Raw genomic sequence first — 25404 nt, forward strand, 5'->3', positions numbered from 1 at the left:
CACCCACGGCCGTTCCTGTGGACCAAGACCGCCGAAGAGATCCTCGAGTCACTCGCACGCTTTTGCAGGCGAATTTCCGGCGCAGGACACTAGTGCGGTGACCACCAACCTTCACGGGGTCTTCCGGTGCTCGGCAGGGCGCCTCGCGGCAGTCTGAACAGCGAAATACCCGGTAAAGGTTCGTGGCCACCGCACTAGCTGGGAGCCCTCGACCGCTGACGCCGACGGGCCAGCGCGACCAGTTCGGCGTTGTTCTTCGCCTGACGGCCGTCGGGCAGGTGCAGCGTGTCCTCCAGCCCCATGCGCACGTGGTGCTCGAGGAGCGCGGCGTAGTCGAGGACGGTCCAGGCGTCTGCGTCCCTGCCGTGCAGCAGGATCGGCAGGCCGAGCGGTTCCACCTCGGCGAGCAGGCTTTCCGCCGTCTCGCGCGTCGCGGTCACCGTGATCCGGCTGACGCCTTCCGGCAGCTCCGTCAGCAGGCCGGGCGACGCCACGACGAGCTCGACCCGGACGTTGACCCGGTGCAGGGCCTCCGCGAGGTCCCGCCAGCCGGGCCGGCCGACGTGCACGCAGGCGATGTCCGGCCGCCCCGACGCGAGCGGCGCCCAGCTGCCGATCAGCGTGCCCTGGTTGCCGGGAACGTCGGTGGACACGCTGATCTCGATGCCGGGCACGGCGGCGCGGACGGTCGCGATCGTCGTGGCCACCTCGGGCCCGACGAGCGTGAGCGCGCCGATGACGTCGCGCGGATGGATGTGCACCGACGTGACGCCGAGCGCGGCGACGTCAGCCGCGTCCTCGGCGAGGCGCTCTGGGGACAACGGCAGGGCCGGGTGCTCCTCGGCTGTGCGGGAGCCGTTCAGACAGGCTTGCAGCACACCTCATACGGTCCCACACAATCCTCGGCGCGGCGTTGCTCCAAGGGCTAGTTTGGTCTTCATGCGACTGGCCCTGGTGGTGGCACAGGAGAACGGCCTGGCGATCGGTGATCTGGCGCTGGGGGTGGGCGGCTTGCTCGCGGTGGCCGCGGTGGTCGTCGTCATGCTCAAGCGGCGCAAGCCATGACTCGTACTGCGGAATACCGGATCTGACTCCAGAATCTGCCGTGATCGCCCCACCTCTGGAGGTATGAAGATCATGGCCATCACCGTGAACCTCGACATGCTCCTCGACAAGGCCTACGAGAACCTCCCGCTCACCGAGATCCTGGACGCCCCGGTCGACGCGCTGCAGGGCGTGAGCGCCGGCGACGCGGAGAAGCTGAAGGCCGCGTTCAACATCAGGACCGTGCGGGACCTGGGCACCAACAAGTACTTCCGCGCGGCCGTGACGTTGCTGGACCTGGAGACGACGGCTCGCTAGAGCACGATTCGGTAGTGGACGAACGGGGTCTTCTCCGCGACCTGGTCGTAGAGCCCGCGGGCGGTCTCGTTCCACTCGCCGGTGTGCCAGTAGACGCGGCAGCAGGCCTGCTGCCGCGCCCATTCCGCCACCGCCTCGATGAGCGCGCGGCCGGCGCCTCGGCCGCGTGCCTCGGGGGCGGTGAAGAGGTCCTGCAGGTAGCAGACGTCCGGGCCGGACGTGCTGGGGTGCTTGAAGAAGTGCGTGATGCCGGCGAGGGTGCCGTCCACGCGGGCGCATAGGGCGTGGATGTTCTTGTTCGCCTGGAACGCTTCCCACTTCTCGTCGTAGGTCTCCGCGGGCAGTGTGCGTTCGTAGAAGGTGTTGTAGCCCTCGAAGAGCTCCTGCCACCTGGCTCGGTCCGCGGGTTCGAGTGGGCCGATCGCGATCATGTTGATCCTTTCTGCTGTCACCCGGTTGGATGACCCCCGTGTCGACGACCCTCAGCACCGAGCTGCTGCTGCACCGCGCGGGTACCAAGTCGTACTGGCGCGGCCTGACCTACCGCGAAGCCGTGCTGTCCCTGCGGGTGCACAGCCGGCACGTGGCGGCGCGGGTGCGGGGTGGTGACGAGGACGCGTACGCGGTGGAACTGTCGTGGTCGGGGACTCATCTGGTGGGTGCGTGCAGCTGTCCGCACGGGTCCGAGGGCTTCTTCTGCAAGCATTGCGTGGCTGTCGGGCTGGTGTTGCTCGACCGGGGCGAGACGGTGCCGCCGCCGGACGCCGAGGACGTCGAACTCAAGGACGTGCTGAGAACCCTGCCGCCCGAGGTGCTGCGCGAACTGCTGTACGAGCAGGCGGCGGGTGACCCCGAACTGCGGGCGCGGATCATGTCATCGCGCTGAGTGGATGCCGCAGAACTGCGTCTCCGGCGGAACCTTGCACACGGAGCCCGGTGGGCGCGTCGCGGCCGCCAACGTCCAGCCGGCGGGGGTGCGGTCGAAGATCAGGACGTGGCCCATGGCGAACGTGCTGTGCGTGACGCCGACGGGCTTGGCGAAGTGCAGTTCGGTCACCTCCCGGACGTGGACGACGGCGCTGCCGTCCTGAGCCACCACGACCCGCGTCAGCTCGGTACCGACCTTCGCGTGCGAGTAGCCGCCGGGGGTGGACGTGCCGTACCGCGCACGACGATCGGCCAGTCTGGTCTCGTCGATCCGCAACCGGGCCGCGAACGCCTCCGTCGTGGGCACGCCGAAGCCCGGTGCCTGCGGGCGGGTGGTGACCTTGTCCGCCCGGTGTTCGAAGTAGCGCTGGGTCAGGGCCCCCAGCTGCCGTCGGTCATCGGCCGGCAGGTGTGCCGGTGCCGCCGAGGCGGCCGCTGGCAGCACCGGTACGAGCAGCAGAACGACCCATCTCATTCGCGAACCCCCATCCGCGCAGTTGTCCTGTTGGACGCACGGCTGCGAACGGGGTTGCTCAGAGCGGCGTTCCGCACGCGTACGCCATCAGGTTCACGCCCGGCAGCGGCGCCCAGTCGCGCTCCGGCAGCCGCTTGAACCCCAGCCGCTCGTACAACCGGTGCGCCGCCAGCATCTTCTCCGACGACGACAGGACGACGTGGGTCGCGCCCGCCGCACGCGCCTTGTCGAACACCGCCCGCACCAGCGCCTCGCCGACGCCGCGGCCGCGCGCCGCCGCCGACACCGCCAGCATGCGGAACTCCAGCTCGCCGGGCCGTGAGATCTCCGCGTACGGCGTGCCGGGGCGCACCACCGTCACCGAGCCCAGGACCGCGCCCGACTCGTCCTGGGCGACGAGCAGTTCGGCGGCGCGGAAGCGGGACTCGGCGTCCGAGAGGACGCTCGCGTAGTCGTCGTGGGCACCCACGACGCCGTCGGTGACGTAGGCCTCGACCGTGAGGGAGCCGACCGCCGGCAGGTCGGCCTCCGTCGCCGGGCGGATGATCAGGTCAGCCATCTGCGCCTTCTTCCACTGAGCCTTCGTCGCCGGGAAGGGCCACCTCCCTCGCCGCGTCGGGACCCTGCTCCAGCAGGACGCGGAAGCCGGCCTCGTCGAGCACCGGCACCTTCAGCGAGATGGCCTTGTCGTACTTGGATCCTGGCGAGTCGCCGACCACCACGAAAGCGGTTTTCTTGGACACCGAGCCCGCCGCCTTGCCGCCGCGGGCGAGGATCGACTCCTTGGCCGAGTCGCGCGAGTACTCCGTCAGCGAGCCGGTGACCACGATGGACAGGCCTTCGAGGTTGCGCACGATGGACGCGTCGCGCTCGTCCTCCATCCGCACGCCCGCGGCCCGCCAGCGCTCGACGACGCCTTGGCGCCACTCCGTTTCGCGCCACTCGACCACGGCCGTCGCGATGGTCTGGCCGACACCCTCGGCGCCGGCGAGGGCCTCCTCCTCGGCCTCGAGGATCGCGTCCATCGAGCCGAACTGCTGGGCCAGCGCGCGGGCGGCCGTCGGGCCGACGTGGCGGATCGACAGCGCGACCAGCACCCTCCACAGAGGACGCTCCTTCGCCGCCTCCAGGTTGTCGATCAGCTTCAGCGCGTTCGCGGACAGCTCGCCGTTCTTCGTCGTGAAGCGCTCGACCTGCCGCAACGCCTCGGCGTCGAGGTCGAACAGGTCGGCCTCGTTGGTGTAGATCGTGGACTCGGTGATCGCCGCGGCCGCCTCGTAGCCGAGCACCTCGATGTCGAGCGCGGCGCGCGAGGCCAGGTACGCCAGGCGTTCGCGCAGCTGACCGGGGCACGTCTCCGCGTTGGGGCAGCGGATGTCGACGTCGCCCTCCTTCATCGGGCGCAGTCGAGAGTTGCACTCGGGACACCTCGTCGGCATCTCGAACTCGCGCGCGTCGGCCGGGCGCGCGGCCAGCACCGGGCCGAGCACCTCGGGGATCACGTCGCCCGCCTTGCGGATGACGATGCGGTCGCCGATCAGCACGCCCTTGCGCTTGACCTCCGACCCGTTGTGCAGCGTGGCCCGCGCGACCGTCGAGCCGGCCACCTTCACCGGCTCCATCACCGCGAACGGCGTCACCCGGCCGGTGCGGCCCACCTGGACCTGGATGTCGAGCAGGGTGGTGGTGGCCTCCTCCGGCGGGTACTTGTACGCGATGGCCCACCTCGGGGCGCGCGACGTCGTGCCGAGGCGCCGCTGCAGCGACACCTCGTCGACCTTGACCACGAGCCCGTCGATCTCGTGGACCGCGTCGTGCCGGTGCTCGCCCCAGTACTCGACCTTCCTGCGCACATCGGCCGGGTCGGTGAGCACCTCGGTGTGCGAGGAGACCGGCAGGCCCCACGACTTCAGCGCCTCGTAGGCGAGCGACTGGCGGGCGACCTCGAAGCCCTGGGTCTTGCCGATGCCGTGGCAGATCATCCGCAGCTTGCGCGAGGCCGTGACCTTGGGATCCTTCTGCCGCAACGACCCGGCGGCGGTGTTGCGCGGGTTCGCGAACGGCGGCTTGCCCTGCTCGACCAGCGAGGCGTTCAAAGCCAGGAAGTCGTCGACCGCGAAGAAGACCTCGCCGCGCACCTCGACCAGGTCGGGCACCGCGTACTCGGCGGACCCCTTCAGCACCACCGGGACGTCCGCGATCGTGCGGACGTTCAGCGTCACGTCCTCGCCGGTGCGGCCGTCGCCGCGGGTGAGCGCCCGCGTCAGCCGGCCCTTCTCGTAGAGCAGGTTGATCGCGAGGCCGTCGATCTTCAGCTCGCACAGGAAGTGCGTGCCGGAACCGATCTCCTTCCCGATGCGCTCGAACCAGCCCGTCAGCTCGTCCTGCGCGAAGACGTTGTCGAGGCTGAGCATGCGCTCCAGGTGGTCGACCGCCTTGAACTCGGTCGAGAACGTGCCGCCGACGAGCTGCGTCGGCGACTCGGGCGTGGCGAGGCCGGGATGCTCGGCCTCCAGCGCCTCCAGCTGCTTGAGCATCGCGTCGAACTCACCATCGGTGACGATCGGGTCGTCCAGCACGTAGTAGCGGAACTGGTGCGAGCGCACCTCTTCCGCGAGCACGGCATGCCGCTCGCGCACCTCTGCGGGGACGTCTTCAAGGCTCTCGCTGGTCACGTCCCACAGCTTAGTGACCAGGTCCGACAGTTCTCAGCGCTCCGCCTGCCCGGCGAGTTCGCGCACCAGGGAACGCAGCTCCAGCAGGCTGATCGTGCCCTGCGGCTCCAGTTCCGCGGTCTCCACGCGCCGCAGCCGCTCCCCCGCCAGCCGCTCGCCCAGAGTGACGTCCAGGGGCAGGAACGTCATCGTCTGCCGGTGCTGGTCGCTCAGGTCGGCCAGCGCCGGGTGGTAGACCGCGACGTCCACGACGTCACCGTCGACCTGGGCCACCACGCGGTAGTCGCCCAGCCGCATCCGCACCTGGCCGAGGTTCACGACCACCTCGGTCGGGTCCGGCACCGGCGGCACGGAGTCGTGGAACTCCCACACCATGTCCGACGGCGGCGCGGCGTTGATCCACGCGTCGGTGTACGGGCGCAGCCTCGGGTCTTCCTGGCCCGTGATCACCAGCGCGTACATGGCCAGGTGACCCTGCTCGAGGGAGAAGACCAGGTCTGGGTGCAGCCCGCTCACCAGGTCGTTGAGCTCGTCCTCGACGCGGTGCGGCTCGCCGTCGCCGAGCGCCGCGCTGACCACGGGTACCAGCTCGAACCACCGTTCCCAGAAGCGTTGTGCCGCTTCCTCGGCGTTCGGCAGGTGGGTCGGGACGACCTCTTCGGCTTTGCGGCGGCGGAACCACTTCATGATTCTCAAGAGTAGAGCTTGCGTCCGTCCGCCAGCATCTCAACGAACTGAGCGATGCGCTTCTGCCGTGTCTCCGGCCTCTTCGCGTCGTGGATGCGCAGCAGCACGGCGTACCTGTTCTGGCTGTTGAGCGTCTTGAAGAACTCGGCCGCCTTGGGGTTGGCCTTCAACGCCTCGGTGAGGTCGTCCGGCACCTCGATCGTCGCCGGTCCCGCGTAGGCCGCCTCCCAGCGTCCGTCCGCTTTGGCCTTCTCGATCTCGGCGAGCCCGGCGGGCAGCATCTTGCCCGCCGCGATCAGTTCCTCGACCTTGGCGCAGTTGCGCTTGGACCACTTGCTCCGCGCCGTACGCGGCGTCCAGCGCTGCGAGTAGTAGGCCTCGTCGATGGACCGTGTGAGTCCATCGATCCACCCGTGACACAAGGCGACGTCGAGCGCCTCGCCATAGGTGATCGTCTTGATCCCCGAGGCCTTCTTCGCGTACTTGAGCCACAGCTCGGTCTCGTTCGCGCCGTTCTCGTGCAGCCAGGCGTCGAACTCGGCGGGACCTTCGAAGACGATCAACGCACCCTCCTCAGGCAGAGCGTCATGTCCTCATAGGGAACACCGAGTTCGGCCTCTTCGGGGCAACTTTCCGCAGCTATGTCGACCACTTGCACGTTCACCCGCGGCGCAGAGCAGTCGAACTTGGACACGACGGACCTCTGCAGGTCGTCGGTGTCGAGCTCGAAGCAGTCACCGCGCTCGGCGTTGGGCAGCAGGCACAGCGCCGCGTTGTGCCTGGTGTCGCGCAACACCTTGTAGTCACCGCGCGGGCACTTGCCGCTCGTCTCGGTCAGCACGGTCCCGACCTTCAGCGCTGCGCGGTCGCCCCGGCAGTCGACGACCGTGAGGCCCTGGTCGTTCTCGCCGGGACCGCTGAACTTCACGCAACTGCCTTCGTCCGCCTTGGAGTAGTCGGTGAGGAACAGGGACCCCGGCGCCGACTGGGCGGGTTCGTCGGTTCCGCTGAACGCCCACCACACGCCGAGATAGGCCAGCACGGCAAGTACGCACACCATCAAGGTCTGTCTCACGACCACGCTGCGGATTATGGCGGCGGAAACCGGGTGGCGCGCGGCGACGGGTTTGGCCACAGTGCGCCTCATGCTGATCCGGCGGGAGACACCCGCAGACATCGACGCCATCCGCGCCGTCACGAACCTCGCGTTCAAGGACGGCCCGGAAGCTCCGCTGATCGACTGGTTGCGCGCGGACGAGGGCTGGATCCCGGAGTTGTCGCTGGTGGCGGACGGCGTGCTCGGGCACGTCGTGTGCACGCGCGGGTGCGTCGGCGAGGTGCCCGCTCTCGGGCTCGGGCCGATCGCCGTGCATCCCTCTCATCAGCGCGCCGGCATCGGGTCGGCGTTGATGCACGCGGTCCTCGGTGCCGCTGAGGCGCGCGGCGAGCGCGCGGTCATCCTGCTGGGTGACCCCGGCTACTACTCGCGGTTCGGCTTCCGGCTGGCCTCGGCGTTCGGGATCACGCCGCCCGATCCCGCGTGGGGACCGCACTTCCAGGCGCGGCTGTTCGGCGACGTGCCCGCGGGGGCGTTCCGGTACGCGGAGCCGTTCAACCGGCTTTGAGCACTGCGCCTTCGGCCGTGCGCGCGTAGACCGTGCCGTCGGGCTGGGCGGACACGGTGTCGATGAAACGTGCGTCGCCCAACGGTTCCCACGCGGTGGTGAGGCGGTGCGGGCGTCCGCCGATCAGGGTGTGGACGCCGACCGTCCCGTCTGGACGGAGAACCACCTCGGGTGAGGCTTCGAGGGACTGGGCTATTTCACGCCACGTTCCGACGGCACTGGCCATCAGCTTGTCGCCGGACCTGACGTACACGGCCACGGACCCGTCCGGGAAGGCGACGGCGGACGGCTTGCCCTCCGCGAAGCCTGCCGGGCTCAGCGCCTGCCAGCTCGGAATCGATCCGGACTGGCGGGCCCCCTGGGGGGATCCGCCCCCCATCCCAATCATCTCAGGCAGGTCCGACACTTTTGCGACGCTGCCGTCGGCCAGCACGGCGTACAGGTCCACCGCCCCGCCGGGACGAGCCACCGCCTCGGGGTCGCCGGCCACGCCCGTGGCCACGAGCCGCTCGGTGCCGCCCGCCAATGCCCTGACCTCGCCGCGAGCCGTCCGCGCGTACACGGTGCGCCCGGCCACCGAAGGCCGGCCGGCAAAGTCACCAGAGGTGCTCAGCTGCGTTCCATCGGCCCAGACGTCGCCGTCCTGCACCACGTGGACGACACCGCCGACGACCTCGGGACCGCCCTGCCACGCCTGCCTCAGCATCGACCCGGCGCGCGTTTCCGCCTGGTCGTACCGCTCCGGGCAGCAGGACCGCTGCACCGCGTCCGCGAGCAGCCCGGCGGAGAGCTCCGGCCGGTCCACGCGCACCGCGTACTCGAAGAACCGCCGCGCCGCGTAGGACACGTCCATGATCTGCTCGGGTGTCCCCCACCCCATCGACGGCCGCTGCTGGAACACGCCCAGCGAGTCGCGGTCACCGCACGACAGGTTGTTCATGCGCGACTCGACCCACCCGGCCTCGAACCCGGCGAGCATCACCTTGTCGCTCACGCGCAGAGAAAGACCAACGGCGTGCACGGCGCGGATGACGTCCGCGTCGTGCACGCCGGGAACTCGGCACCTCACGTCCAACGGCAACGCATGCGCGGTACCGGACATGAGCAACACGAATACCAGCGCGAGCCTGAGCACAAGTCCGAATTGGACACCCCGGCCCGCGCCGGCGCCACTCAGGAGTGGGCGATCAGCGAGAAGCCGAGCACACCCGTCGCCGTGAAGTCGATGGCCGGCTCGGAGCTCGGCCACGAGCGCAGGTCGTCGGCGAACACGGACTTCGCGGAGTTGAACTCGACCGTGTACGGCTTGGTGCAGCTGACGGAACCCGGCGGCATCTCACCGAGGTCGCCGAACAGCGTTGCGTCGTTCGGTCCGTTGATCACGGCGCCGACCAGCACCTTCGAGCCACCGTTCGTCGAACCGGAGAGGTTCGCGGCCTGGTGGTGCGGGCACTCGGGGAACTTCGTGCCGACGCCGACGATCAGCGAGGTGCCCCAGGCGTTGGTGCCGAGGGCGAAGCCGCGCTGCTGCGTGCCGAAGGTCGCGTACTCCTTCGAGCCGGTGAGCTTCTGGTACAGCGCGGCGGTGGTGATGTAGCCGAACGTGCGCGAGCCGACGTCCCAGGTCTCGACGTTGGCGGCGGTGCGGAACGGCGAAGTCTTGGCCGCGTCCGCGCCCTTCTGCAGCTGGCGCTGGATGTCACCGATGATCTGCTTCTCGGTCACCTCGGCGCCCGGGACGCCCTTCTTCAGCAGCTTCGCGAGGTCGGCGTGGCCGAGCGCGGAGATGTTGTAGACGTTGAGCGTGTCCGGGTCCTGCGTCGCGAGGAACTCCTTGGCCCAGTGCGCGGCCGCGCGGGCGAACTGGCCGTAACGCTTGTCGTGCAACGCCTTGGCGGCCAGCGCGAGCTGCGTCGCGCCGAACTCCATGTCGTCGGTCCACGACTCCTCGGGGTAGTAGGCGTGCGGGAACGCCGTCACGAGCTCGCCGACGTTCTCGGTCTTGGCCAGTGCGAACAGCTGCGCGGCCTTGTCCAGGTACGCACGCGCGGTGCGCGGGTTGCGGTCGGCCTCGATCTGGGCGGCCAGCGCGAACGAGCCGGCCACGCGGCCGACCAGGTTCGGGCTGATCTTCTCGCCGGCGACGTTCGCGCGGAAGACGGGGCGGTGCTTGATGAAGTACTCGCTGTCGCCCGGCTTGACGTTCAGCGCGTCGTCGGCCTCGGGCAGACGCCACACGTCGTGGTCGCCGACGAAGCCGAACTCCTCGGAGCCGGTGCCGATGCCGACCTGCGCGTAGAGCGTGCCGGTCTTCTCGTCGAACGCCTTGTCGAGCCACTTGAGGCCGAACTTGGCCTCGTTGTACAGCGCGGCGTCGTGCTTGTTGCGCAACGCCAGCAGCATCGACGCCGTCGAGTACGACGAGGCGTGCGTGAACTTCACGAAGTCACCGGCGTCGAACCAGCCGCCTTCGAGGTCGATCTTCACACCCGTGGGCTTCAACGGCGCCGCGATCTGGTCGCCGCCCTCGCCCGCGAACACCGGCGCCTCGTAGACGAGCGCCTCGCGGTCGGTGAGGTGCGCGGGCTTGCGGTTCAACCTGCCGGGAACGACGTCGGCGCCGTCGCGCTGCGCCTGGAAGAACTCGACGGTGTTGTGCGCGACCGGCGAGAACAGCTTCTTCAGCGAGTCGACCTTGAACACCGGTGATGTCGTCGTGCCGACCTTGATCCGGTAGGTCCCGGACCTCTTCAACGCGGAGAAGTCGATCGGGTGCACCGCGGGGAACGTGTCGCTCCACGAGCCCGTCGAGGCGCCCGTCCTGCCGGTCAGCACGGTCCGGCCGCGGCTGTCCACCACGGAGAACCTGGTGCCGGCGGCACCTCCGAGCACGTAGGCGTGCTTCTGCTCGGAGGTGCCGAACCCGACCTGATCCAGCCGGATCTGGCCGGTGGGAGCGGCCTGTGCAGGTGCCACGACCACACCTGTGAGCACTGCGGCGACGAGGGCCGCAAGTCTGATGCGCATGCTGGGAACTCCCGGTCCAGGCCTCGGCGTTCGGCCTTCGGTTAAGAAAGTTTCCTAATAGTTCGCAGCAGACTAGCCGCACGTACCGGACATCACCAGCCCTCTGGCGGCTCCGAAAACGCCGAGGACAGGTCACGCGTCAACGAGAGTGCGCGTTTGACCCAAGTGGACGATGCACCCGCCAGCCCGCAGGTCGGAGTCGGCAGCGCCTGCTCGGCGAGGATCGACCGCGGGAAGCCGAGACGGTCCACCAGGGTGAACGCCCGCTGCCCGACGTCCTTGAGCGCGACCGGCACACCGGGGTCGGTGCTCGGCACCAGCCCGAGCGCCAGCGTCGTGCCCGCCTGCCACGTCTCGCCGATCTCGTCGAGCGCCTCCGCACCCTTGATCAACGTCGCGTCGAACGCGATCGCCGTAGCGCCCGCCTCGCGGAGCAACGTCAACGGCGGGTGCGGCGCACAGCAGTGCACCACGACCTCGTGGTCCTTCAACGCATCGATGACGGTGGCCAGCACGTTGCGCGCGTCCGGCCCCGGCACGGCGGCCACGGTCCCGAGCTGGGACGGCGTCGGCAGCAGCCCCTGCAGCACGGCGGGCAGACCCGGTTCGTCGAGCTGCACGACGACCTTCGCCTTGGTACGCCTGGCGACCTCGGCCGCGTGCTGCTTGAGACCTTCGGCGAGCGACGCGGCGAACTCCTTCACCGCACCTGGGTCCGTGAGCACGCGATGGCCGCGCATCAGTTCGATGTTCGACATCAACGTCCACGGCCCGACGGCCTGCACCTTGACCGTCTCCGGCTGCGCCCCCGCACGTTCCAACGCCTCGTCGAACGCGTCCAGGTCACCGCGCAGCAGGTCGACGGCCCGGCGGTGGTCACGGCCGGCGCGCGGGGTCACGCGGTAGCCGGAGGTGACGACCTCGATGGCGAGGTCGACCAGCAGGCCGGCGGTGCGGCCGATCATGTCCGCGCCGACTCCCCGGCCAGGCAGCTCCGGGACGTGCGGCAGCTCAGGCAGCTCTCCGACGACTACGCGCGCCGCCTCGTCGATGTCGGTTCCGGGCAGCGATCCGATTCCAGTTGCTCCACGCACCCCCCGGATTGTTCCACTGTCCGGCAGACAGAAGAGGTCTAGACCCATTGACGCTATGGTCTAGGCCACTTACCGTGATCGAGCAGGCGCTGAACGTGTGGGCGCCTCCCTGCACGTGGTGCAGGACCGCGACGCGCCCCGTGGTCCTGCACCACTCCCACCAGAGGCCGTCGTGACCGTGGCGCCGAAGAGGCTGCAGGTACCCGGGAATTGACCCCCTGCGAGAAAAAAGCCGTTGCGGGAACTTCCGTTCCCGCAACGGCCTTCACACATCCGAAGCAGTTAGCAAGAGCTGCAGCATCCGCAGCCCGGACCCGTGCACCCGCCACAGCAAGAACAACCACCCACGATGACCACCTCCGATGTTGAACGATCACGCATCCGGACAGTAAGTCGATTCGAACACCGCGTGACACCACCGCGAGAGTGATTACGCTGCCACGAATGAATGGTCCTGCCGAGATGCTCGCCGCCGACAAGGCGTCCACCGCCCTGGGCATCGAGCCCGTCGAACTGCGCGACGGGTACGCGTTGCTGCGAATGACGGTCGCGGAGAACATGATCAACGGTCACGGCATCGCGCACGGTGGTTACGTGTTCCTGCTGGCGGACAGCGCGTTCGCCTGCGCCTGCAACAGGGCCGGGTCCGTCACCGTCGCCGCCACGGCCGAGATCGACTTCATCCTGCCCGTGCACGAGGGCGACGAGCTGGTGGCGGAGGCGGTGGAACGGACCCGGTTCGGCCGCAGCGGGATCTACGACATCACTGTCAGGCGTGGGACCGAGGTCGTGGCTGAGTTCCGCGGCCGGTCGCGGACCCTTCGCGCCTGAGGCCGATGAACTGCAGCACCGCGAAGCCGAGCACCGCGAGGCCCTGGGCCAGCACTAGCACCACGCCGATTCCCGTGAGCGGGAACCACGCCAGTTCCGCGGTCAGAATGCTGTCGGCGGCCCAGACCAGGTTGCCGATGATGACCAGCAGCACGAATCGGCGGTCAGGGGTGGCGCGGGTTCCCAAGAAGAACACGCCCGCGCCGTAGACCACGCAGAAAGAACCGAGTCCGATCTGCCAGCCCACCGGCATTCCGATTTCCGGGCGGATCAGGAGGGTCAGCAGACCCAGTGCGAACGAAGCGACACCGTCGAGTTTCAAGGCGAATTTCAACATGGCCCGACGATCGCCCGGTCAACGCTGCCAAAGCCACGTCAAGTGCTGCCAACTCCTGCCATCAGGTCGGCCGCGACCAGGCGTGCGGCGGCGTTCTGCCAGTTGTGCAGCGTTCGTTCCGGCACCTGTGTCACGAACCACTGCAGGGCGCGGCGATCCTCGGCGTCGAGGTCCTCGCGCTTGGTCCGGACCGAATAGGGCCGGATTCCCTTGACGTAATAGAAGTACACGGCGTTGTAGTAACGCCATTCGTCGCTCGTGCCGAAATCGCCGTCCACGGGCTTGAGTCGTTGAATGCTCGCGAGCAGCATTCTTTTCAGCTGCGCGGCCCGGTCGAGTGGTGGGCCGTCGTCGGTCAGTGCGATCAACGGGCTGGCGACGAGCTTTCCGAGATCGCCGTAGTGGCTGAGCGCCTTGCGGGTGAGGCGGGCGAATTCCGCGTCGTCCTCGGTCACCAGCGGGCGGCGTCTGGGCAACGCCTCAGCGGCGTCGCGGAGTTCGGCGCGTTCCGCTGCGACGGCCGGTACGGCGAGGCGGTCGACCGCGGACGCGAGCGGGTTCGCGAGCACCTGGACCGCGATCGCGGCCGCCACGGTGGTGAAGACGAGCAGGTCCGGTCCGCCGAAGAAGATCACCTGTGATCCGAACAGCACCGCGGTGAAGGCCGAGATGACCAGTGATCGCAGCATGTCCGCGCGGATCGCCTCGCCCTCCTCGACCGCGTCCGTGACGGCGACGAGAACTCCGAAGACGACGACGTCGAAGCCGAGCGACGGCAGCGTGATCGCGTCTGGGAGCAGTCCCAGGAGGAACGCACCTGCCGAAAGGCCGAACATCACCCCAACGAGTGAAAAGTAAGCACGTTTTCTTATGGCTAGAACCGTGGCTGCGGCCAGCGGAAGCAATACGAGCCACGGTACGAAGAAGGACGCGGCGAAGAACGGCAGCAGCGCGAGGAGCCACCACCTGATCAACTCGGGCCGCGCGAGCAACAGGACCGCACCCGTCCAGGCCAGCGCCGGCACCGCGAGGAGCACCGGATTCGGCGCTACGACGGCCGCCGAATAGCCGATCATCCCGGCGCCCGCCCACCACAACAGCGGCTTGCGGGGGTCGCGAGCGAGCAGGTAAAGACCCAGCCACCAGGCGAGGCCGGAGACCAGCAGCGATAGGCCGAACACGGGTCAAAGCTAGCCCCACCTGCAAAACTAATCTTCATGCCGGTAGAGCGGACGCTCCACAAAGCGGCCGAGGAGTTGCAGAGAGGCGACCTCGCCAGCGTGCTTCGCGCACGTCAGCGCGTCGCCGGGCTGGTGGGCACCTTCCCGCAGCGGCTGGACCTGCGAGAACGGCTCGCCGAGGTCTACCGCGTGCTCGGCCAGCCGGCCCAGGCGGGTCGCTGGACCTACCTCTCCGACGAACGGGATCCCGGCGAACTGCTGGCCTTCGAACGCGCCTACCGCCGCGCGGACTCGCGTCTGGTCGCGCTCTCATGGCAGGGGCGCGTCGACGAGGCCCCGACCGAGATGGCCCGGACCCGCCTCGCGTCGCTGTACCAGGAGGCGCGGGTGGAGCTCCAGCACGACCTGGACGCCACCCCGAGCGAGGAGACGTCCTGGGGCGCCTGCCTGATCGTCATGGCCGGCGGCACGTTCGTCCTGGTGTGCTTCCTGCTGGGCATCGTGACTCTCGTGCAGTTCTTGTGGAAGCTGGTCTCATGAGAACGTTGTCGCAGTACGTCCGCCGCACCCCGATCATGCGCGTGTCCGCCGACGGCCGGCCGCTCGTGTTCAAACTGGAGCACCTGCAGCTCACCGGCTCCTTCAAGCTCCGCGGCGCGGTCAACACCCTGCTGTCGCTGAACGTCTCCGAGGTCGTCACCGCGTCGGGCGGCAATCACGGCATCGCCGTCGCCCAGGCCGCGCAGCTGCTCGGCGCGCACGCCACCGTGTTCGTCCCGGTGACCGCGCCCGAGACCAAGACGAGGCGCATCGAGGCGTTGGGCGCCAAGCTGATCCGCCACGGCAACAGCTACGCCGAAGCCGCCGCGGCCGCCCGCGAGCTCGATCTTCCCTACATCGAGGCGTACAACGACGCCACGGTGATCGAGGGCCAGTCCACGGTCACCCAGGAGATCGTCGAGGACGCCCCGGACGTCGACACGATCTTCGTCGCGGTCGGCGGCGGCGGACTCGTCGCGGGCGCCGCGCTGGCCTCAGGTGGGCGCCACATCGTCGCCGTCGAGCCCGAGAACTGCTGCGCCATGCACAACGCGCTGGCCGCCGGCGAGCCGGTGGACTCGGTGGTGAACTCCATCGCCGCGGACGCGCTCGGCGCCACGCGCGCAGGCTCGCTGTCGCTGGAAATCCTGCGGCAGCACCACGTTTCCTCGGCCCTGGTCACCGACGAGGAGATCCTCTCGGCGCGGGACCGGCTGTGGGAGGAGTTCCGGATCGCGGTCGAACCGGCGGGCGCGGCGGCGTTCGCCGCGTTCCTCAGGGGCGACGTGTCGAGTGAGCTGCCCTGCGTGCTCCTGTGCGGAGCGAACTCGGAGTGGCGTCCCAGCTAGCCCGGCGGAACCGGCGCGCTCCCAGCCGGCGTAACGGCGACACGACCCACACCGGCATGTCGTCGCGACGGGCCTGAACGCTCAGCTTCCGCCGGTCCGCAGGACTGACGAAGCACCGGAACGCGCTCCGAGCCCGCGCGGCGAGGTCGAACTCCGTGTCAATGAACGTCACGCAGCGAACGCTAGAGCCGCTTTCCCGGCCCTACAAGCGAATTAGCTGGTCGCGTCGATGGTGGCGCTGGCCAGGACGATGTCGCCCGCCGCGTCCTCGCGGTAGATCGCCACGGCCTGGCCGGGCGCCACGCCCTTCAGCGGTTCGCGCAGCTGCACCCGCAGCACGCCGTCGACCAGTTCGGCGACGGCCGGGGCCGTGCCGCCGTGCGCACGCACCTGCGCGACGCACTCGACAGGTCCGTCGAGCTCGACGTGCGCGACCGGTGCGGATGCCGAAATCCCCGTCACCGCGAGCTTTTCGACCGCGCCGACCCGCACGTTCCCGGACACCGGCTCCAGCGCCAGCACGTACCGCGGACGGCCGTCGGCGGCGGGACCGTCGATCCCGAGCCCCTTGCGCTGTCCCACGGTGAACTCGTGCACGCCCGCGTGCCGGCCCAGCACCGCGCCGGTCGCGTCGTCGATCAGCAGGCCCGGCTTGGTCTCCATGCGGCCCGCCAGGAACTTCTGCGTGTCGCCGTCCGGGATGAAGCAGATGTCGTGGCTGTCCGGCTTCTTCGCGACCGACAGCCCGCGTGACGCCGCCTCGACGCGCACGTCGTCCTTCGTCGTGTCGCCCAGCGGGAACATCGCGTGTGCGAGCTGGTCCGCGGTCAGCGACGCCAGCACGTACGACTGGTCCTTGCCCAGGTCGGCGGAACGGCGCAGCTCGGGACGCCCGTCGACCATCTCCAGGCGCGCGTAGTGGCCGGTGCAGACGGCGTCGAAGCCGAGGGCGATCGCCTTGTCCAGCAACGCCTCGAACTTGATCCGCTCGTTGCAGCGCAGGCACGGGTTCGGCGTGCGGCCGGCCGCGTACTCCGCGACGAAGTCCTCGACGACCTCTTCGGTGAAGCGCTCGGCGAAGTCCCAGACGTAGAACGGGATGCCCATCAGGTCGGCCGCGCGACGGGCGTCATGCGCGTCTTCGATGGTGCAGCAGCCGCGTGCGCCGGTGCGCAGGGTGCCGGGCTTCGCCGACAACGCCAGGTGCACGCCCGTCACGTCGTGTCCCGCTTCGACGGCGCGCGCCGCCGCCACCGCGGAATCGACACCACCGCTCATCGCCGCGAGGACCTTCACTGCTTGACCACCTTCCGGGACCGCCTCATGCCTGCCAGGCCCGCCGTGCGGGCCCTCTCCACCACCGGTCCGATGACCGACACCAGCTTCTCAACGTCCGCGTGCGTCGACGTATGCCCGAGGGAGAACCTCAGGGAGCCGCGCGCCAACGCCGGTTCGACGCCCATCGCGAGCAGCACGTGGCTCGGTTGCGCGACGCCGGCGGTGCACGCGGAACCCGTCGAGCACTCGACACCGCGTGCGTCGAGCAGCATCAGCAGGCTGTCGCCCTCGCAGCCGGGGAACGTCAGGTGCGCGTTGCCGGGCAGGCGGTCCACCGGGTCGCCGTTCACGATCACGTCCGGCACCACCGCGCGCACCGACTTGATCAGCTCGTCCCGCAGCGCCGCCAGTTCGAGCGCCTGGGAAGCCTGTTCCTCCACCGAGATCCGCACCGCGCGCGCCAGGCCGACGATCGAGGGCACGTCGAGGGTGCCGGACCGCACGTCGCGTTCCTGACCGCCGCCGTGCATCAACGGCGTGCACTTCACGTCTCGCGCCAGCAGCAGCACGCCCACGCCGTAGGGGCCGCCGACCTTGTGGCCGGTCATGGTCAGCGCGGAGGCGCCGGACGCGGCGAAATCGACCGGGACCGCGCCCACGGCCTGCACCGCGTCCGTGTGGAACGGCACGCCGCGTGCGGCGCACACGGCAGCGATCTCATGCACGGGGTTGATGGTGCCGACCTCGTTGTTCGCCCACATCGTGGTGACGAGCGCGACGTCGTCGTCGAGTGCGTCGGCCACCGACTCGGCGGACACCCGGCCGAAGTGGTCGGTGGGCAGCCAGGTGACCTCGGCGCCCTGCCGTTCCAGCCACTCGACGGCGTCCAGCACGGCGTGGTGCTCCACGGCCGAGGCCAGCACGCGACGGCGGCCACTCGCCCAGTAGATGCCCTTGACCGCGAGGTTGTCGCTCTCCGTGCCGCCGCCGGTGAACAGCACCTCGGACGGCCGGGCGCCCAGGGCGTCGGCGATGTTCTCGCGGGCCTCCTCGATCGCCCGCCGCGCCCGCCTGCCGGAGGTGTGCAGCGACGAGGCGTTGCCCGTGGTGGACAACGCCTCGGTCATGGCCGCGACCGCCTGCGGGTGCATGGGGGTCGTGGCCGCGTGGTCGAGATAAGCCATCAGGTCTTCAGGGTAGCCCGCATGCGGGGCCCGGTCAGAATCGCTCCCACCACCGCCAACACCGCCATCGACAGGTTGAGCACCACCACGCCCGCGGTCGGCGCCGTCGCCAGGACGAGCACACCGCCGAGTCCGATCATGGTCGCGGAGAAGAGCATGTCCGAGATCTGCAGCGCCGCGGAGTTGAAACCCCGGTCGGCCTCGGGTGATGCGGCCATCATCAGCACGCCGACGCTGGACGTCGCCATGCCCATGCCCGCGCCCGCCACCGCCCACAGGACCGGCGTGAGGAACGCCGGGCCCCACGTGGGTGCGATGAGCGTCACGGCCGCGAGACCGGTCGCGACGAACAGGAACCCGGTGCGGACGAGCGTGTGGCGCTCGATCTCGGGGTGCCTCGACGCCCACATCGACGCGCCGGCCCAGCCGAGCGCGCTCAGCGTCAGCGGAATCCCCGCCTCCAGCGGCGAGTAGCCGTGCACGACGGACAACGTGAGCGGGATGAAACCCTCGACCGCGAAGAACGTGCCCGCGAGCAGGCCGCGCGCCAGGATCGTGACGGGAAGACCGCGGCGAGCGAGGAGCGTGCCCTTGGGCAGCAGGACGCGCAGCGCGGGCGCCAGCAGCAGCAACGCCGCGGCGATCAGCCACCACGTGCGGTGCTGCAATCCCCAGCTCAGGCCCACCACGCCAAGTCCGACGGCGACAGCGGCGAGCGGCAGGTACTTGCGCGTCGGCGGAGCCTCGGTGTGCGGCGGCAGGCCTCGCAGCACCGGTACGAGCAGCACGCTGCCGAGCAGCACCAACGGGATGATCGCGAGGAACACCCACCGCCAGCTCAGGTGCTCGGTCGCCCAGCCGGCGACCGCCGGCCCCACCAGCGACGGGATCACCCAGGCCGCGGACAGCGCGCCGAAGACGGCGGGCCGGGCGTCCTCCGGGTAGGCGACCGCGATCAACACGTAGATCGCGACGATCAGAAAGCCCACGCCGAAACCCTGCAGCACCCGGCCGGCGAGCAGCACCGCCATGTTCTCGGCGATGCCCGCGACCACGAGCCCGGCGAGGAACAGGACCACGCCGATCAGGATCGAGGGCTTGGGTCCTCTGCGATCAGAGAGCCGTCCGGAGAACACCGTCGCCATGACGCTGGCCGCGAGGTTCGCGAGGAACGGCCACGCGTACAGCGCCTCGCCCTTCAGCTCGCTGACCATGGTGGGCATCGCCGTGCCGACGCCCATCGCCTCGAAGGCGAACAGCGTGACCAGCAGAAGGATGCCCGTCGTCGGCCAACGATGTTCAGGCGACCAGAGGCGAGACGGGACGGGCGCGGTGAGAGTCACCTGTAGATAGTGCAATCTCCAGTTGAGTCGAGGTCAAGCGGATTGATTGCTCTTCGGCAAGTTTCGCCAGTTCGCGTCGAGTTCCGGCGCGTCCGGGAGCGATCTCGTCCAGCACGTGGACCTCGACGACCAGATCGCGGGCCCTGAGCACCCGGCGGATCGAGTCGACCAGGGTGTCGCTGCCGACGAACGCGGGCTGCGTCGTCAGGTGGTCGCCGATCCGGTAGCGCAGCACGATCGGCCGCACCGGGACACCGGCGTCGAGCGCGGCCTGGAACAGCGCCGGCTTGTAGTGCCCGGACGCCAGCCCGCACCACGTCGTGCCCTCGGCGTGGATGGCGACCGCACTGCCGTTGCGCAACGTCGTGGCCAGCTCGTTCACGGTCTGCGGCAACTCGCGCAGCTTCTCCCGGTCGAGGTAGACCGTGCCCACCGCCGTGATGATCGGACCGAGCACGGGCCAGCTCTTGATGTCCTTCTTCGCGACGATCCTGACGGGCTGCACCGAGTCGATCGCGAGCTCGTCGAGCCACGACACGTGGTTGCTCGCGACGAGCACGCCGCGCTTCGGGATCTCCTGGAACTTCCGGGCGCCGTGCACTTCCAGCCGCACGCCGAACGCCCGCAGGATGGCGTGGAACCACAGACGGACAACGCTTTCACGCTGCTTGCCCGGCAGCAGCAGCGCCAGCGCGATCCACGCGCCGCACAGGATCGCGGTGACCGCCATGACCGCGCGCCAGGTCTGCCGGAGCCTGCCGACCTCACCGGGCGTGCTGCCGACGCACCCGTCCCCGCACGGCGACGCGGGCATCCAGGCGTGGCTCATGACGTCTCCCCCAGGAAGAACTTCAGGTAGCGCTGATCCATCTGGTCCATGCCGAGCAGGATGAAGAGGTCGGCGACGCCGAAGTCCGCGTCGAGCGCGGGCCGTCCGCAGATCTTGGCGCCGAGCCGCAGGTAGCCCTTGAGCAGCGGCGGCAGCACGGTCTTGTCCGGCCGCACGATCGCGTCGACGTCCCACGGGTTGTGCGGCGTGACCCGGTACTCCTCGGGCGCGTAGTGCTTGGCGTGCACCGCGTCCCAGACACCGGCCGCGAGGCCACCGCCGTCCTGCAGCGGGATCGATGCGCACCCGACGAGCCACTTGTGACCGCTGAGCAGCATGTACCGCGCGATACCGGCCCACACGAGGCTGACGACGGCACCGTTGCGGTGGTCGGGGTGCACGCACGAGCGACCGGTCTCGACCGTGGAGCCGCGGATGCCGTCGAGGTTGGACAGGTCGAACTCGCCGTCGCCGTAGAGCCGCCCGGCCTCCCTGGCACGCTCCGGCGGCAGCATCCGGTACCCGCCGACGATCTCGCCGGTGCGGTCGTCGCGCACCACGAGGTGGTCGCAGAACTCGTCGAACTCGTCGACGTCGTGGCCGGGCACGCCGGTGTGCAGCGTCGCCCCCATCTCACCGGCGAACACCTCGTAGCGCAGTTTCTGCGCGGCGACGACCTCGTCGCTGTCACGAGCGACGAGGAGGGAGTAGCGGGGTGCGTTCCCGTTCTGCTGGACGGGGGTGCTGACAAGCAGTTCCGGCTGCGTCATGCGAACCAGGGTGAAGCCGGGTTGGCTAATCGCAGCAGGTCAGAACGATGACCGGTCAGTGGCAGTCGGGTTAACCCGAGGTAGTGCCGCACTCCGCTGGGGTGATGTGCGGCGGTTCCGGTTGCGAGACGGTCACGACGGCCGCGTTCCGGCCTGTTCCGGCACATCATGCGCCGCAGCTGGCCACGCGGTCACGGTGCCGGGCTCAGCAATGACATGAGCGTCACCCGCCGATCTTCGTCGACGAGGTGGAACACAGCCTCCCCAGGCACTCCTGCGGCCACGAACTCCTCCGCCAGGGTTCTGAGCAACGCGGGGAAGTCGACCTCTCCCCAGATCCCGATGTCGAGATTGCCGCCGGTCCGACCGATGCCTGACCCGGTCACCTCGCCGGCGTCGCCGACCTCGCGTTCGACGATCTCCTCCAGGTCGTCCAGGGCGAAGTCGGCCTCGGGGAAGTACAGGAACACGTCCCTCACAGCTCAAGCCTCCAGAAATGGCGAACGGCCGCCCCACCGAGAAGGTGGGACGGCCATTCTGCCGGACCGAAGTGCTCAGCCCTTGCGCTTCTTGACGTCCTCGGTCAGCTGCGGCGCGACGTTGAACAGGTCGCCCACGACACCGAAGTCGGCGATCTCGAAGATCGGCGCCTCGGGGTCCTTGTTGACCGCGACGATCGTCTTCGAGGTCTGCATGCCCGCGCGGTGCTGGATGGCACCGGAGATGCCCAGCGCCACGTACAGCTGCGGCGAGACCGTCTTACCGGTCTGGCCCACCTGGAACTGGTGCGGGTAGTAGCCCGAGTCGACGGCGGCGCGCGAGGCACCGACGGCGGCACCGAGCGAGTCGGCGAGCTCCTCGACGACGGAGAACTTCTCGGCCGAGCCGACACCGCGACCACCGGAGACGACGACCGAGGCCTCGGTCAGCTCCGGGCGGTCGCCGCCGACGACGGCTTCACGCGAGGTGATGCGGGCGGACTTGGCGGTGTCCACCGAGATGGAGACCGACTCGTCCAGCACGGCGTCCGCGGCGGACTCCTCGGACTCCACGCCGCCGGGGCGGACGGTGATGACCGGGGTGCCCTTGCTGACCTTCGCCTTGACGACGAACGCGCCACCGAAGATGGACTGCACGCCGGTGCCGTCGGCCTCGACGTCCACGACGTCGACGAGCCAGCCGGAGTCGATGCGCGCGGCGAGACGGCCCGCGACCTCCTTGCCCTCGATCGTCGCGGAGACGAGCACCGCGGACGCGTTCGGGACGAGTGCGGCCAGCGCGTCGACCTTCGGGGTCGTGAGGAAGCCGGCGGCGTCGTCGGACTCGACGGCGTAGACCTTCGCGGCGCCGTACTTGCCCAGCGACTCGCGGATCTTCGCCGCGGTGCCGGGAGCGCCCACGACCACTGCGGCCGGGGTGCCCAGGCGGCGCGCGGCCGTCAGCAGCTCGTAGCTGACCTTCTTGACCTCGCCGTCGACGTGGTCGACCAGAACCAGAACTTCAGACATGACTTCCCTCCCTCAGATGAGCTTCTGGCCGACGAGGAACTCGGCGATCTTGGACCCGCCGTCGCCACCGTCCTCGACGCGCTGACCCGCGCTGCGCGGCGGCTTCGGGGAAGCCTCCTGCACCTGGGTGTACGCGCCGGACAGGCCGACCTCGGACGCGTCGATGCCCAGGTCCGCCACGGTGAGCGTGGAGACGGGCTTCTTCTTCGCGGCCATGATGCCCTTGAAGGACGGGTAACGCGGCTCGTTGATCTTCTCGGTCACGGAGACCACGGCCGGGAGCGACGCCTCGAGGAACGACACGCCCTCGTCGGTCTCGCGCTCACCCTTGATCGTGGTGCCCTCGACGGTGACCTTGCGCAACTGCGTGACCTGCGGCAGGCCGAGCAACTCGGCGAGGATCGCCGGCACGGCGCCGGCGCGGCCGTCGGTGGCCTCGTTGCCCGCGATGACCAGGTCGAAGCTCTCGACCGTGCCGATCGCCTTCGCGAGGACCTTCGCCGTCGCCAGCACGTCCGAGCCGTGCAGCGCCTCGTCGCTCACGTGGATCGCCTTGTCCGCACCCATCGACAGCGCCTTGCGAATGGCGTCGGTGGCGCGGTCGGGACCCATCGCGATCACGGTGACCTCGCCGCCGTGGGCTTCCTTCAGCAGAAGAGCCTCTTCGACGGCGCGCTCGTTGATCTCGTCGAGCACGGCATCCGCGGATTCGCGGTCAAGGGTGTGGTCGGCGTCGGTGAGCTTGCGCTCGGACCAGGTGTCAGGCACCTGCTTGACCAGGACAACAATGTTCATAGGTCCTCTTCGACCTCCTGCGGACGGGCGGCGACGCTTGCGCAGAAGACTCCAGAACTGCGCCGCCGGGTGTTCACGACCCTGCCATCACCCGGATGTTACCCGCCAGTAGCACCCCTGCAAACAGCAGCAAGCACCCCGCTAGCGTGACAGTTGTCACCCGTTGACGCCACCAATTGAGACCTACCCCATTCAGGCGACTACGCTGCGCGGACATGTACCGGCGAGTAGCGATCGTGACAGACTCCACCGCTTGTCTCCCGGCGCAGCTGACTGATCAACTCGGCATCGAAGTGGTGCAGATCCAGGTGCGCATCGGCGACCACACCGACGACGAGTCCCGCATCCCGGTTCCCGACCTGGTCTCGGCCATGCGTTCGAACGTGTCCGTCACGACGATTCCGCCGGATCCCGACGCGTTCTTCTGGACGTACAACGAACTGGCCGCGCAGGGCGTTCGCTCGATCGTGTCGGTGCACGTGTCGAGCCGCCAGTCCGCCACCGTGGAGGCCGCCCGGGAGGCCGCCGGCAAGGTCCGCGTGCCCGTGCACGTCGTGGACACGCACACCTGCGGGATGAGCATCGGCTACGCCGTCCAGGCCGCCGCGAAAGTCGCCGAGGCGGGCGGCGGCGTGGAGAAGGTGCTCGCGACCGCGCAGCGCCGGTTCGACAGGTCCACCGAGCTGATCTACGTCGACACCCTCGAGTACCTGCGCCGCGGAGGCCGCATCGGTGCCGCCGCCGCGCTGGTCGGCGGCGTGCTGTCGATGAAGCCGCTGCTGACCATGGCCGACGGCCAGATCACGCCGCTGGACAAGGTGATCGGCGCCGACCGCGCGCTCAACCGGATGCTGGACATCGCGATCAAGCGCGCGGGCACCGACACCGTGGACGTCGCCGTGGAGCACTTCGACGCCGAGGAGAAGGCATCTCGGCTGCTGCGCAAGCTCCGGCGGAGCGTGCCGAACGTCCGCCAGTTCATGTTGACGCAGGTCAGCTCGGCCATCGGCGCCCACGTGGGCCCCGGTGCGCTGGGGATCACCGTTTCGCCGGTGTGACCATCGGGAACTCCGGGAGTGGTTTCGTCCGTTGAAATGGACGTAACGGACACCTGGAGGACTGATGGCCGGCTTCATGGACAAGATCACCAGGTTCCTGCGCAGCCCGCAGGGCCACAAGCTGCAGTCGAAGGCACGTCAGATGGCGCAGGACCCGCGCAAGCGCGCGCAGGCCGAACAGCTGCTGCGCAAGTTCCGCGGCAAGAAGCACTAACTCTTGAAGAGCGCGTTGAGGTCGCCATAAGCGATGCCGTTCTCAACGCTGCTGTACGTGCCCTTGGTCAGCATCTCCTCCGCTGCCCGCCTGGCGACGGCGTAGGCGGCCCCGGCCACCGCAGAGCCGAGGCTGACCCGCGCCACGCCCGCCTTCGCGAACTCGGCGACGGCGGGCGCGCCGGGCCCCACGAGAACGTTGAGCGGCGCGGCGATGCCCTTGACCAGCTCCGCGACGGTCTCCAGATCGGTCACACCCGGCACGAAGATGCCGCTCGCCCCGGCTTCGACGAACCTCGCGGCGCGCTCCAGCGTCCGCTCGAGCCTCGTGGCCGGGTCACCAACGCCACGCAGGAACGTGTCGATGCGCGCGTTGACGTACAACTCCGGCGCGGCCTCGTGCGCCGCCGCGAACCGCTCGGCCTGCTCCGCGACATCGCGCTGACCGGCACCGAGCCCGTCCTCGATGTTCACCCCGGACGCCCCCGCCTCAGCGATCGCCCGCACCGTGTCAGCCACCTCGCCGGCCGTGGCACCGAACCCGGTCTCGATGTCCGCGCTCACCGGAATCCTCACGGCGGCAACGATCCTGGCCACTAGATCGACTGCCCGGTCCTGCGCGATGTGGTCGCCGTCGGCAGCGCCGAGGCTCCACGCCACACCCGCACTCGTGGTGGCGACGGCTTTCGCGCCGGCGGCCTCGACGACGAGGGCGGACGCGACGTCCCAGGCGTTGGGGAGGGCGAGCGGGCCCGGCTTGTGCAGCGCGTGGAAGAGCTTCGTTCGATCAGAGGCGGAAGTCATGATCGATTGATAT

General features: G+C 69.3%; 31 protein-coding genes. 9 read left to right on the forward strand and 22 right to left on the reverse strand.

The annotated features are described in order from the left end of the window. Positions 1 to 194: 194 nt before the first annotated feature. A complete protein-coding gene (locus tag LX88_RS37265; RefSeq protein ID WP_258952463.1) occupies positions 195 to 878 on the reverse strand; it encodes a 3-keto-5-aminohexanoate cleavage protein in 684 nt (227 codons plus the stop codon). A gap of 61 nt (positions 879 to 939) precedes the next feature. Between LX88_RS37265 and LX88_RS37270 the strand changes: the two genes are divergently transcribed. Together LX88_RS37270 and LX88_RS37275 are read left to right on the forward strand one after the other, a co-directional pair. Further along, positions 940 to 1065 (forward strand): hypothetical protein, encoded by a 126-nt coding sequence (locus LX88_RS37270; protein ID WP_256239403.1) that lies wholly within the window; start codon positions 940 to 942, stop codon positions 1063 to 1065. A 72-nt stretch (positions 1066 to 1137) separates the two neighbouring features. Further along, positions 1138 to 1362, forward strand: coding sequence for a hypothetical protein (locus tag LX88_RS37275; protein WP_258952464.1), 225 nt, complete (start codon positions 1138 to 1140; stop codon positions 1360 to 1362). Here LX88_RS37275 and LX88_RS37280 read toward each other — a convergent pair. After that, positions 1359 to 1793, reverse strand: a complete 435-nt coding sequence (locus LX88_RS37280) for a GNAT family N-acetyltransferase (RefSeq protein ID WP_258952465.1) — start codon at positions 1791 to 1793, stop codon at positions 1359 to 1361. The two genes, LX88_RS37275 and LX88_RS37280, sit on opposite strands and share 4 nt — an antisense overlap. A gap of 38 nt (positions 1794 to 1831) precedes the next feature. On the opposite strand from LX88_RS37280, the gene LX88_RS37285 reads away from it, so the two are divergent. Continuing rightward, positions 1832 to 2248, forward strand: coding sequence for an SWIM zinc finger family protein (locus LX88_RS37285; RefSeq protein ID WP_258952466.1), 417 nt, complete (start codon positions 1832 to 1834; stop codon positions 2246 to 2248). On the opposite strand, the gene LX88_RS37290 is transcribed toward LX88_RS37285, so the two are convergent. From LX88_RS37290 to LX88_RS37315, 6 genes are read right to left on the reverse strand one after another with little or no spacing between them, the layout of a single operon-like run. Continuing rightward, positions 2237 to 2764: a hypothetical protein gene (locus tag LX88_RS37290; RefSeq protein WP_258952467.1), complete on the reverse strand. Its 528-nt coding sequence runs from the start codon at positions 2762 to 2764 to the stop codon at positions 2237 to 2239. The two genes, LX88_RS37285 and LX88_RS37290, sit on opposite strands and share 12 nt — an antisense overlap. A gap of 58 nt (positions 2765 to 2822) precedes the next feature. Beyond that, positions 2823 to 3323, reverse strand: coding sequence for a GNAT family N-acetyltransferase (locus LX88_RS37295; protein ID WP_258952468.1), 501 nt, complete (start codon positions 3321 to 3323; stop codon positions 2823 to 2825). Beyond that, the gene (gene ligA / locus LX88_RS37300) at positions 3316 to 5439 is read right to left on the reverse strand and encodes an NAD-dependent DNA ligase LigA (RefSeq protein WP_258952469.1); all 2124 of its coding nucleotides are present in this window, start codon (positions 5437 to 5439) and stop codon (positions 3316 to 3318) included. The genes LX88_RS37295 and ligA overlap by 8 nt, the downstream gene beginning before the upstream one ends. Positions 5440 to 5472: 33 nt before the next feature. Beyond that, positions 5473 to 6126, reverse strand: a complete 654-nt coding sequence (locus LX88_RS37305) for a hypothetical protein (protein WP_258952470.1) — start codon at positions 6124 to 6126, stop codon at positions 5473 to 5475. A gap of 5 nt (positions 6127 to 6131) precedes the next feature. Further along, a complete protein-coding gene (locus tag LX88_RS37310; RefSeq protein ID WP_258952471.1) occupies positions 6132 to 6689 on the reverse strand; it encodes a YdeI/OmpD-associated family protein in 558 nt (185 codons plus the stop codon). Next, entirely contained in the window at positions 6686 to 7207 is a 522-nt protein-coding gene (locus LX88_RS37315; RefSeq protein WP_258952472.1) for an LppU/SCO3897 family protein, read from the reverse strand. The genes LX88_RS37310 and LX88_RS37315 overlap by 4 nt, the downstream gene beginning before the upstream one ends. Before the next feature lie 64 nt (positions 7208 to 7271). Between LX88_RS37315 and LX88_RS37320 the strand changes: the two genes are divergently transcribed. Then, positions 7272 to 7751, forward strand: a complete 480-nt coding sequence (locus LX88_RS37320) for a GNAT family N-acetyltransferase (protein ID WP_258952473.1) — start codon at positions 7272 to 7274, stop codon at positions 7749 to 7751. Here the strand turns inward: LX88_RS37320 and LX88_RS37325 are convergent. The 3 genes from LX88_RS37325 to LX88_RS37335 form a co-directional block, all read right to left on the reverse strand. Beyond that, a complete protein-coding gene (locus LX88_RS37325; protein WP_258952474.1) occupies positions 7738 to 8886 on the reverse strand; it encodes a hypothetical protein in 1149 nt (382 codons plus the stop codon). The genes LX88_RS37320 and LX88_RS37325 overlap by 14 nt on opposite strands. A gap of 38 nt (positions 8887 to 8924) precedes the next feature. Next, a complete protein-coding gene (locus LX88_RS37330) occupies positions 8925 to 10778 on the reverse strand; it encodes a glycoside hydrolase family 9 protein (RefSeq protein WP_258952475.1) in 1854 nt (617 codons plus the stop codon). Positions 10779 to 10870: 92 nt separating this feature from the next. Further along, a complete protein-coding gene (locus tag LX88_RS37335) occupies positions 10871 to 11920 on the reverse strand; it encodes a methionine synthase (RefSeq protein ID WP_372511501.1) in 1050 nt (349 codons plus the stop codon). Positions 11921 to 12316: 396 nt separating this feature from the next. Here LX88_RS37335 and paaI point away from each other — a divergent pair, with 396 nt between their 5' ends. Further along, entirely contained in the window at positions 12317 to 12703 is a 387-nt protein-coding gene (gene paaI / locus LX88_RS37340; RefSeq protein ID WP_258952477.1) for a hydroxyphenylacetyl-CoA thioesterase PaaI, read from the forward strand. Here the strand turns inward: paaI and LX88_RS37345 are convergent. Next, on the reverse strand, positions 12642 to 13040 hold the full coding sequence (locus tag LX88_RS37345) for a hypothetical protein (protein ID WP_258952478.1): 399 nt from the start codon (positions 13038 to 13040) through the stop codon (positions 12642 to 12644). The genes paaI and LX88_RS37345 overlap by 62 nt on opposite strands. A gap of 38 nt (positions 13041 to 13078) precedes the next feature. Then, positions 13079 to 14221 carry a hypothetical protein gene (locus tag LX88_RS37350; RefSeq protein WP_258952479.1) on the reverse strand — a complete coding sequence of 381 codons (1143 nt, stop codon included), beginning with the start codon at positions 14219 to 14221 and terminating at the stop codon, positions 13079 to 13081. Positions 14222 to 14257: 36 nt separating this feature from the next. Between LX88_RS37350 and LX88_RS37355 the strand changes: the two genes are divergently transcribed. Continuing rightward, positions 14258 to 14761 carry a DUF6584 family protein gene (locus LX88_RS37355; protein WP_258952480.1) on the forward strand — a complete coding sequence of 168 codons (504 nt, stop codon included), beginning with the start codon at positions 14258 to 14260 and terminating at the stop codon, positions 14759 to 14761. After that, on the forward strand, positions 14758 to 15609 hold the full coding sequence (locus LX88_RS37360) for a serine/threonine dehydratase (RefSeq protein WP_258952481.1): 852 nt from the start codon (positions 14758 to 14760) through the stop codon (positions 15607 to 15609). The genes LX88_RS37355 and LX88_RS37360 overlap by 4 nt, the downstream gene beginning before the upstream one ends. 213 nt (positions 15610 to 15822) lie before the next feature. Here the strand turns inward: LX88_RS37360 and mnmA are convergent, their stop codons facing one another. The 8 genes from mnmA to LX88_RS37400 all read right to left on the reverse strand — a co-directional run bounded on the left by mnmA (position 15823) and on the right by LX88_RS37400 (position 23316). Continuing rightward, a complete protein-coding gene (gene mnmA / locus LX88_RS37365) occupies positions 15823 to 16905 on the reverse strand; it encodes a tRNA 2-thiouridine(34) synthase MnmA (RefSeq protein WP_258952482.1) in 1083 nt (360 codons plus the stop codon). Beyond that, positions 16902 to 18071, reverse strand: a complete 1170-nt coding sequence (locus tag LX88_RS37370; protein ID WP_258952483.1) for a cysteine desulfurase family protein — start codon at positions 18069 to 18071, stop codon at positions 16902 to 16904. Before LX88_RS37370 ends, mnmA begins: the two co-directional genes overlap by 4 nt. Further along, positions 18071 to 19414, reverse strand: a complete 1344-nt coding sequence (locus tag LX88_RS37375; RefSeq protein ID WP_258952484.1) for an MFS transporter — start codon at positions 19412 to 19414, stop codon at positions 18071 to 18073. The genes LX88_RS37370 and LX88_RS37375 overlap by 1 nt, the downstream gene beginning before the upstream one ends. Then, a complete protein-coding gene (locus tag LX88_RS37380) occupies positions 19371 to 20243 on the reverse strand; it encodes a lysophospholipid acyltransferase family protein (protein ID WP_258952485.1) in 873 nt (290 codons plus the stop codon). Before LX88_RS37380 ends, LX88_RS37375 begins: the two co-directional genes overlap by 44 nt. Further along, complete coding sequence (locus LX88_RS37385; RefSeq protein WP_258952486.1) at positions 20240 to 21013, reverse strand: GNAT family N-acetyltransferase; 774 nt, start codon at positions 21011 to 21013, stop codon at positions 20240 to 20242. The genes LX88_RS37380 and LX88_RS37385 overlap by 4 nt, the downstream gene beginning before the upstream one ends. A 191-nt stretch (positions 21014 to 21204) precedes the next feature. Beyond that, complete coding sequence (locus tag LX88_RS37390; RefSeq protein WP_258952487.1) at positions 21205 to 21492, reverse strand: hypothetical protein; 288 nt, start codon at positions 21490 to 21492, stop codon at positions 21205 to 21207. 75 nt (positions 21493 to 21567) lie between these two features. Continuing rightward, on the reverse strand, positions 21568 to 22521 hold the full coding sequence (locus LX88_RS37395; protein ID WP_258952488.1) for an electron transfer flavoprotein subunit alpha/FixB family protein: 954 nt from the start codon (positions 22519 to 22521) through the stop codon (positions 21568 to 21570). Between the two features lie 12 nt (positions 22522 to 22533). Then, positions 22534 to 23316 carry an electron transfer flavoprotein subunit beta/FixA family protein gene (locus LX88_RS37400; RefSeq protein ID WP_258952489.1) on the reverse strand — a complete coding sequence of 261 codons (783 nt, stop codon included), beginning with the start codon at positions 23314 to 23316 and terminating at the stop codon, positions 22534 to 22536. 215 nt (positions 23317 to 23531) lie between these two features. Between LX88_RS37400 and LX88_RS37405 the strand changes: the two genes are divergently transcribed. Both LX88_RS37405 and LX88_RS37410 read left to right on the forward strand, forming a co-directional pair. Next, positions 23532 to 24374: a DegV family protein gene (locus tag LX88_RS37405; RefSeq protein WP_258952490.1), complete on the forward strand. Its 843-nt coding sequence runs from the start codon at positions 23532 to 23534 to the stop codon at positions 24372 to 24374. A gap of 64 nt (positions 24375 to 24438) precedes the next feature. Next, positions 24439 to 24588, forward strand: a complete 150-nt coding sequence (locus LX88_RS37410; RefSeq protein WP_258952491.1) for a hypothetical protein — start codon at positions 24439 to 24441, stop codon at positions 24586 to 24588. Here the strand turns inward: LX88_RS37410 and LX88_RS37415 are convergent. Next, positions 24585 to 25391 (reverse strand): isocitrate lyase/PEP mutase family protein, encoded by an 807-nt coding sequence (locus tag LX88_RS37415; protein WP_258952492.1) that lies wholly within the window; start codon positions 25389 to 25391, stop codon positions 24585 to 24587. The two genes, LX88_RS37410 and LX88_RS37415, sit on opposite strands and share 4 nt — an antisense overlap. Positions 25392 to 25404: the final 13 nt, after the last annotated feature.

The sequence above is a fragment of the Lentzea californiensis genome (genome assembly GCF_024648825.1).
In the GTDB taxonomy this organism is placed as follows: Bacteria; Actinomycetota; Actinomycetes; order Mycobacteriales; family Pseudonocardiaceae; genus Lentzea; species Lentzea californiensis.

Excerpts from the sequence above, each read along its gene's own strand:
- LX88_RS37360 (WP_258952481.1), top strand. The coding sequence starts at position 14,758 with ATGAGAACGTTGTCGCAGTACGTCCGCCGCACCCCGATCATGCGCGTG.
- LX88_RS37410 (WP_258952491.1), top strand. The coding sequence starts at position 24,439 with ATGGCCGGCTTCATGGACAAGATCACCAGGTTCCTGCGCAGCCCGCAG.
- LX88_RS37295 (WP_258952468.1), bottom strand. The coding sequence starts at position 3,323 with ATGGCTGACCTGATCATCCGCCCGGCGACGGAGGCCGACCTGCCGGCG.
- LX88_RS37280 (WP_258952465.1), bottom strand. The coding sequence starts at position 1,793 with ATGATCGCGATCGGCCCACTCGAACCCGCGGACCGAGCCAGGTGGCAG.
- LX88_RS37305 (WP_258952470.1), bottom strand. The coding sequence starts at position 6,126 with ATGAAGTGGTTCCGCCGCCGCAAAGCCGAAGAGGTCGTCCCGACCCAC.
- paaI (WP_258952477.1), top strand. The coding sequence starts at position 12,317 with ATGAATGGTCCTGCCGAGATGCTCGCCGCCGACAAGGCGTCCACCGCC.
- LX88_RS37275 (WP_258952464.1), top strand. The coding sequence starts at position 1,138 with ATGGCCATCACCGTGAACCTCGACATGCTCCTCGACAAGGCCTACGAG.
- LX88_RS37355 (WP_258952480.1), top strand. The coding sequence starts at position 14,258 with ATGCCGGTAGAGCGGACGCTCCACAAAGCGGCCGAGGAGTTGCAGAGA.
- LX88_RS37400 (WP_258952489.1), bottom strand. The coding sequence starts at position 23,316 with ATGAACATTGTTGTCCTGGTCAAGCAGGTGCCTGACACCTGGTCCGAG.
- LX88_RS37345 (WP_258952478.1), bottom strand. The coding sequence starts at position 13,040 with ATGTTGAAATTCGCCTTGAAACTCGACGGTGTCGCTTCGTTCGCACTG.
- LX88_RS37395 (WP_258952488.1), bottom strand. The coding sequence starts at position 22,521 with ATGTCTGAAGTTCTGGTTCTGGTCGACCACGTCGACGGCGAGGTCAAG.
- LX88_RS37330 (WP_258952475.1), bottom strand. The coding sequence starts at position 10,778 with ATGCGCATCAGACTTGCGGCCCTCGTCGCCGCAGTGCTCACAGGTGTG.
- LX88_RS37370 (WP_258952483.1), bottom strand. The coding sequence starts at position 18,071 with ATGGCTTATCTCGACCACGCGGCCACGACCCCCATGCACCCGCAGGCG.
- LX88_RS37320 (WP_258952473.1), top strand. The coding sequence starts at position 7,272 with ATGCTGATCCGGCGGGAGACACCCGCAGACATCGACGCCATCCGCGCC.
- LX88_RS37385 (WP_258952486.1), bottom strand. The coding sequence starts at position 21,013 with ATGACGCAGCCGGAACTGCTTGTCAGCACCCCCGTCCAGCAGAACGGG.
- LX88_RS37335 (WP_372511501.1), bottom strand. The coding sequence starts at position 11,920 with ATGGGTCTAGACCTCTTCTGTCTGCCGGACAGTGGAACAATCCGGGGG.
- LX88_RS37415 (WP_258952492.1), bottom strand. The coding sequence starts at position 25,391 with ATGACTTCCGCCTCTGATCGAACGAAGCTCTTCCACGCGCTGCACAAG.
- LX88_RS37405 (WP_258952490.1), top strand. The coding sequence starts at position 23,532 with ATGTACCGGCGAGTAGCGATCGTGACAGACTCCACCGCTTGTCTCCCG.
- LX88_RS37380 (WP_258952485.1), bottom strand. The coding sequence starts at position 20,243 with ATGAGCCACGCCTGGATGCCCGCGTCGCCGTGCGGGGACGGGTGCGTC.
- LX88_RS37270 (WP_256239403.1), top strand. The coding sequence starts at position 940 with ATGCGACTGGCCCTGGTGGTGGCACAGGAGAACGGCCTGGCGATCGGT.
- LX88_RS37290 (WP_258952467.1), bottom strand. The coding sequence starts at position 2,764 with ATGAGATGGGTCGTTCTGCTGCTCGTACCGGTGCTGCCAGCGGCCGCC.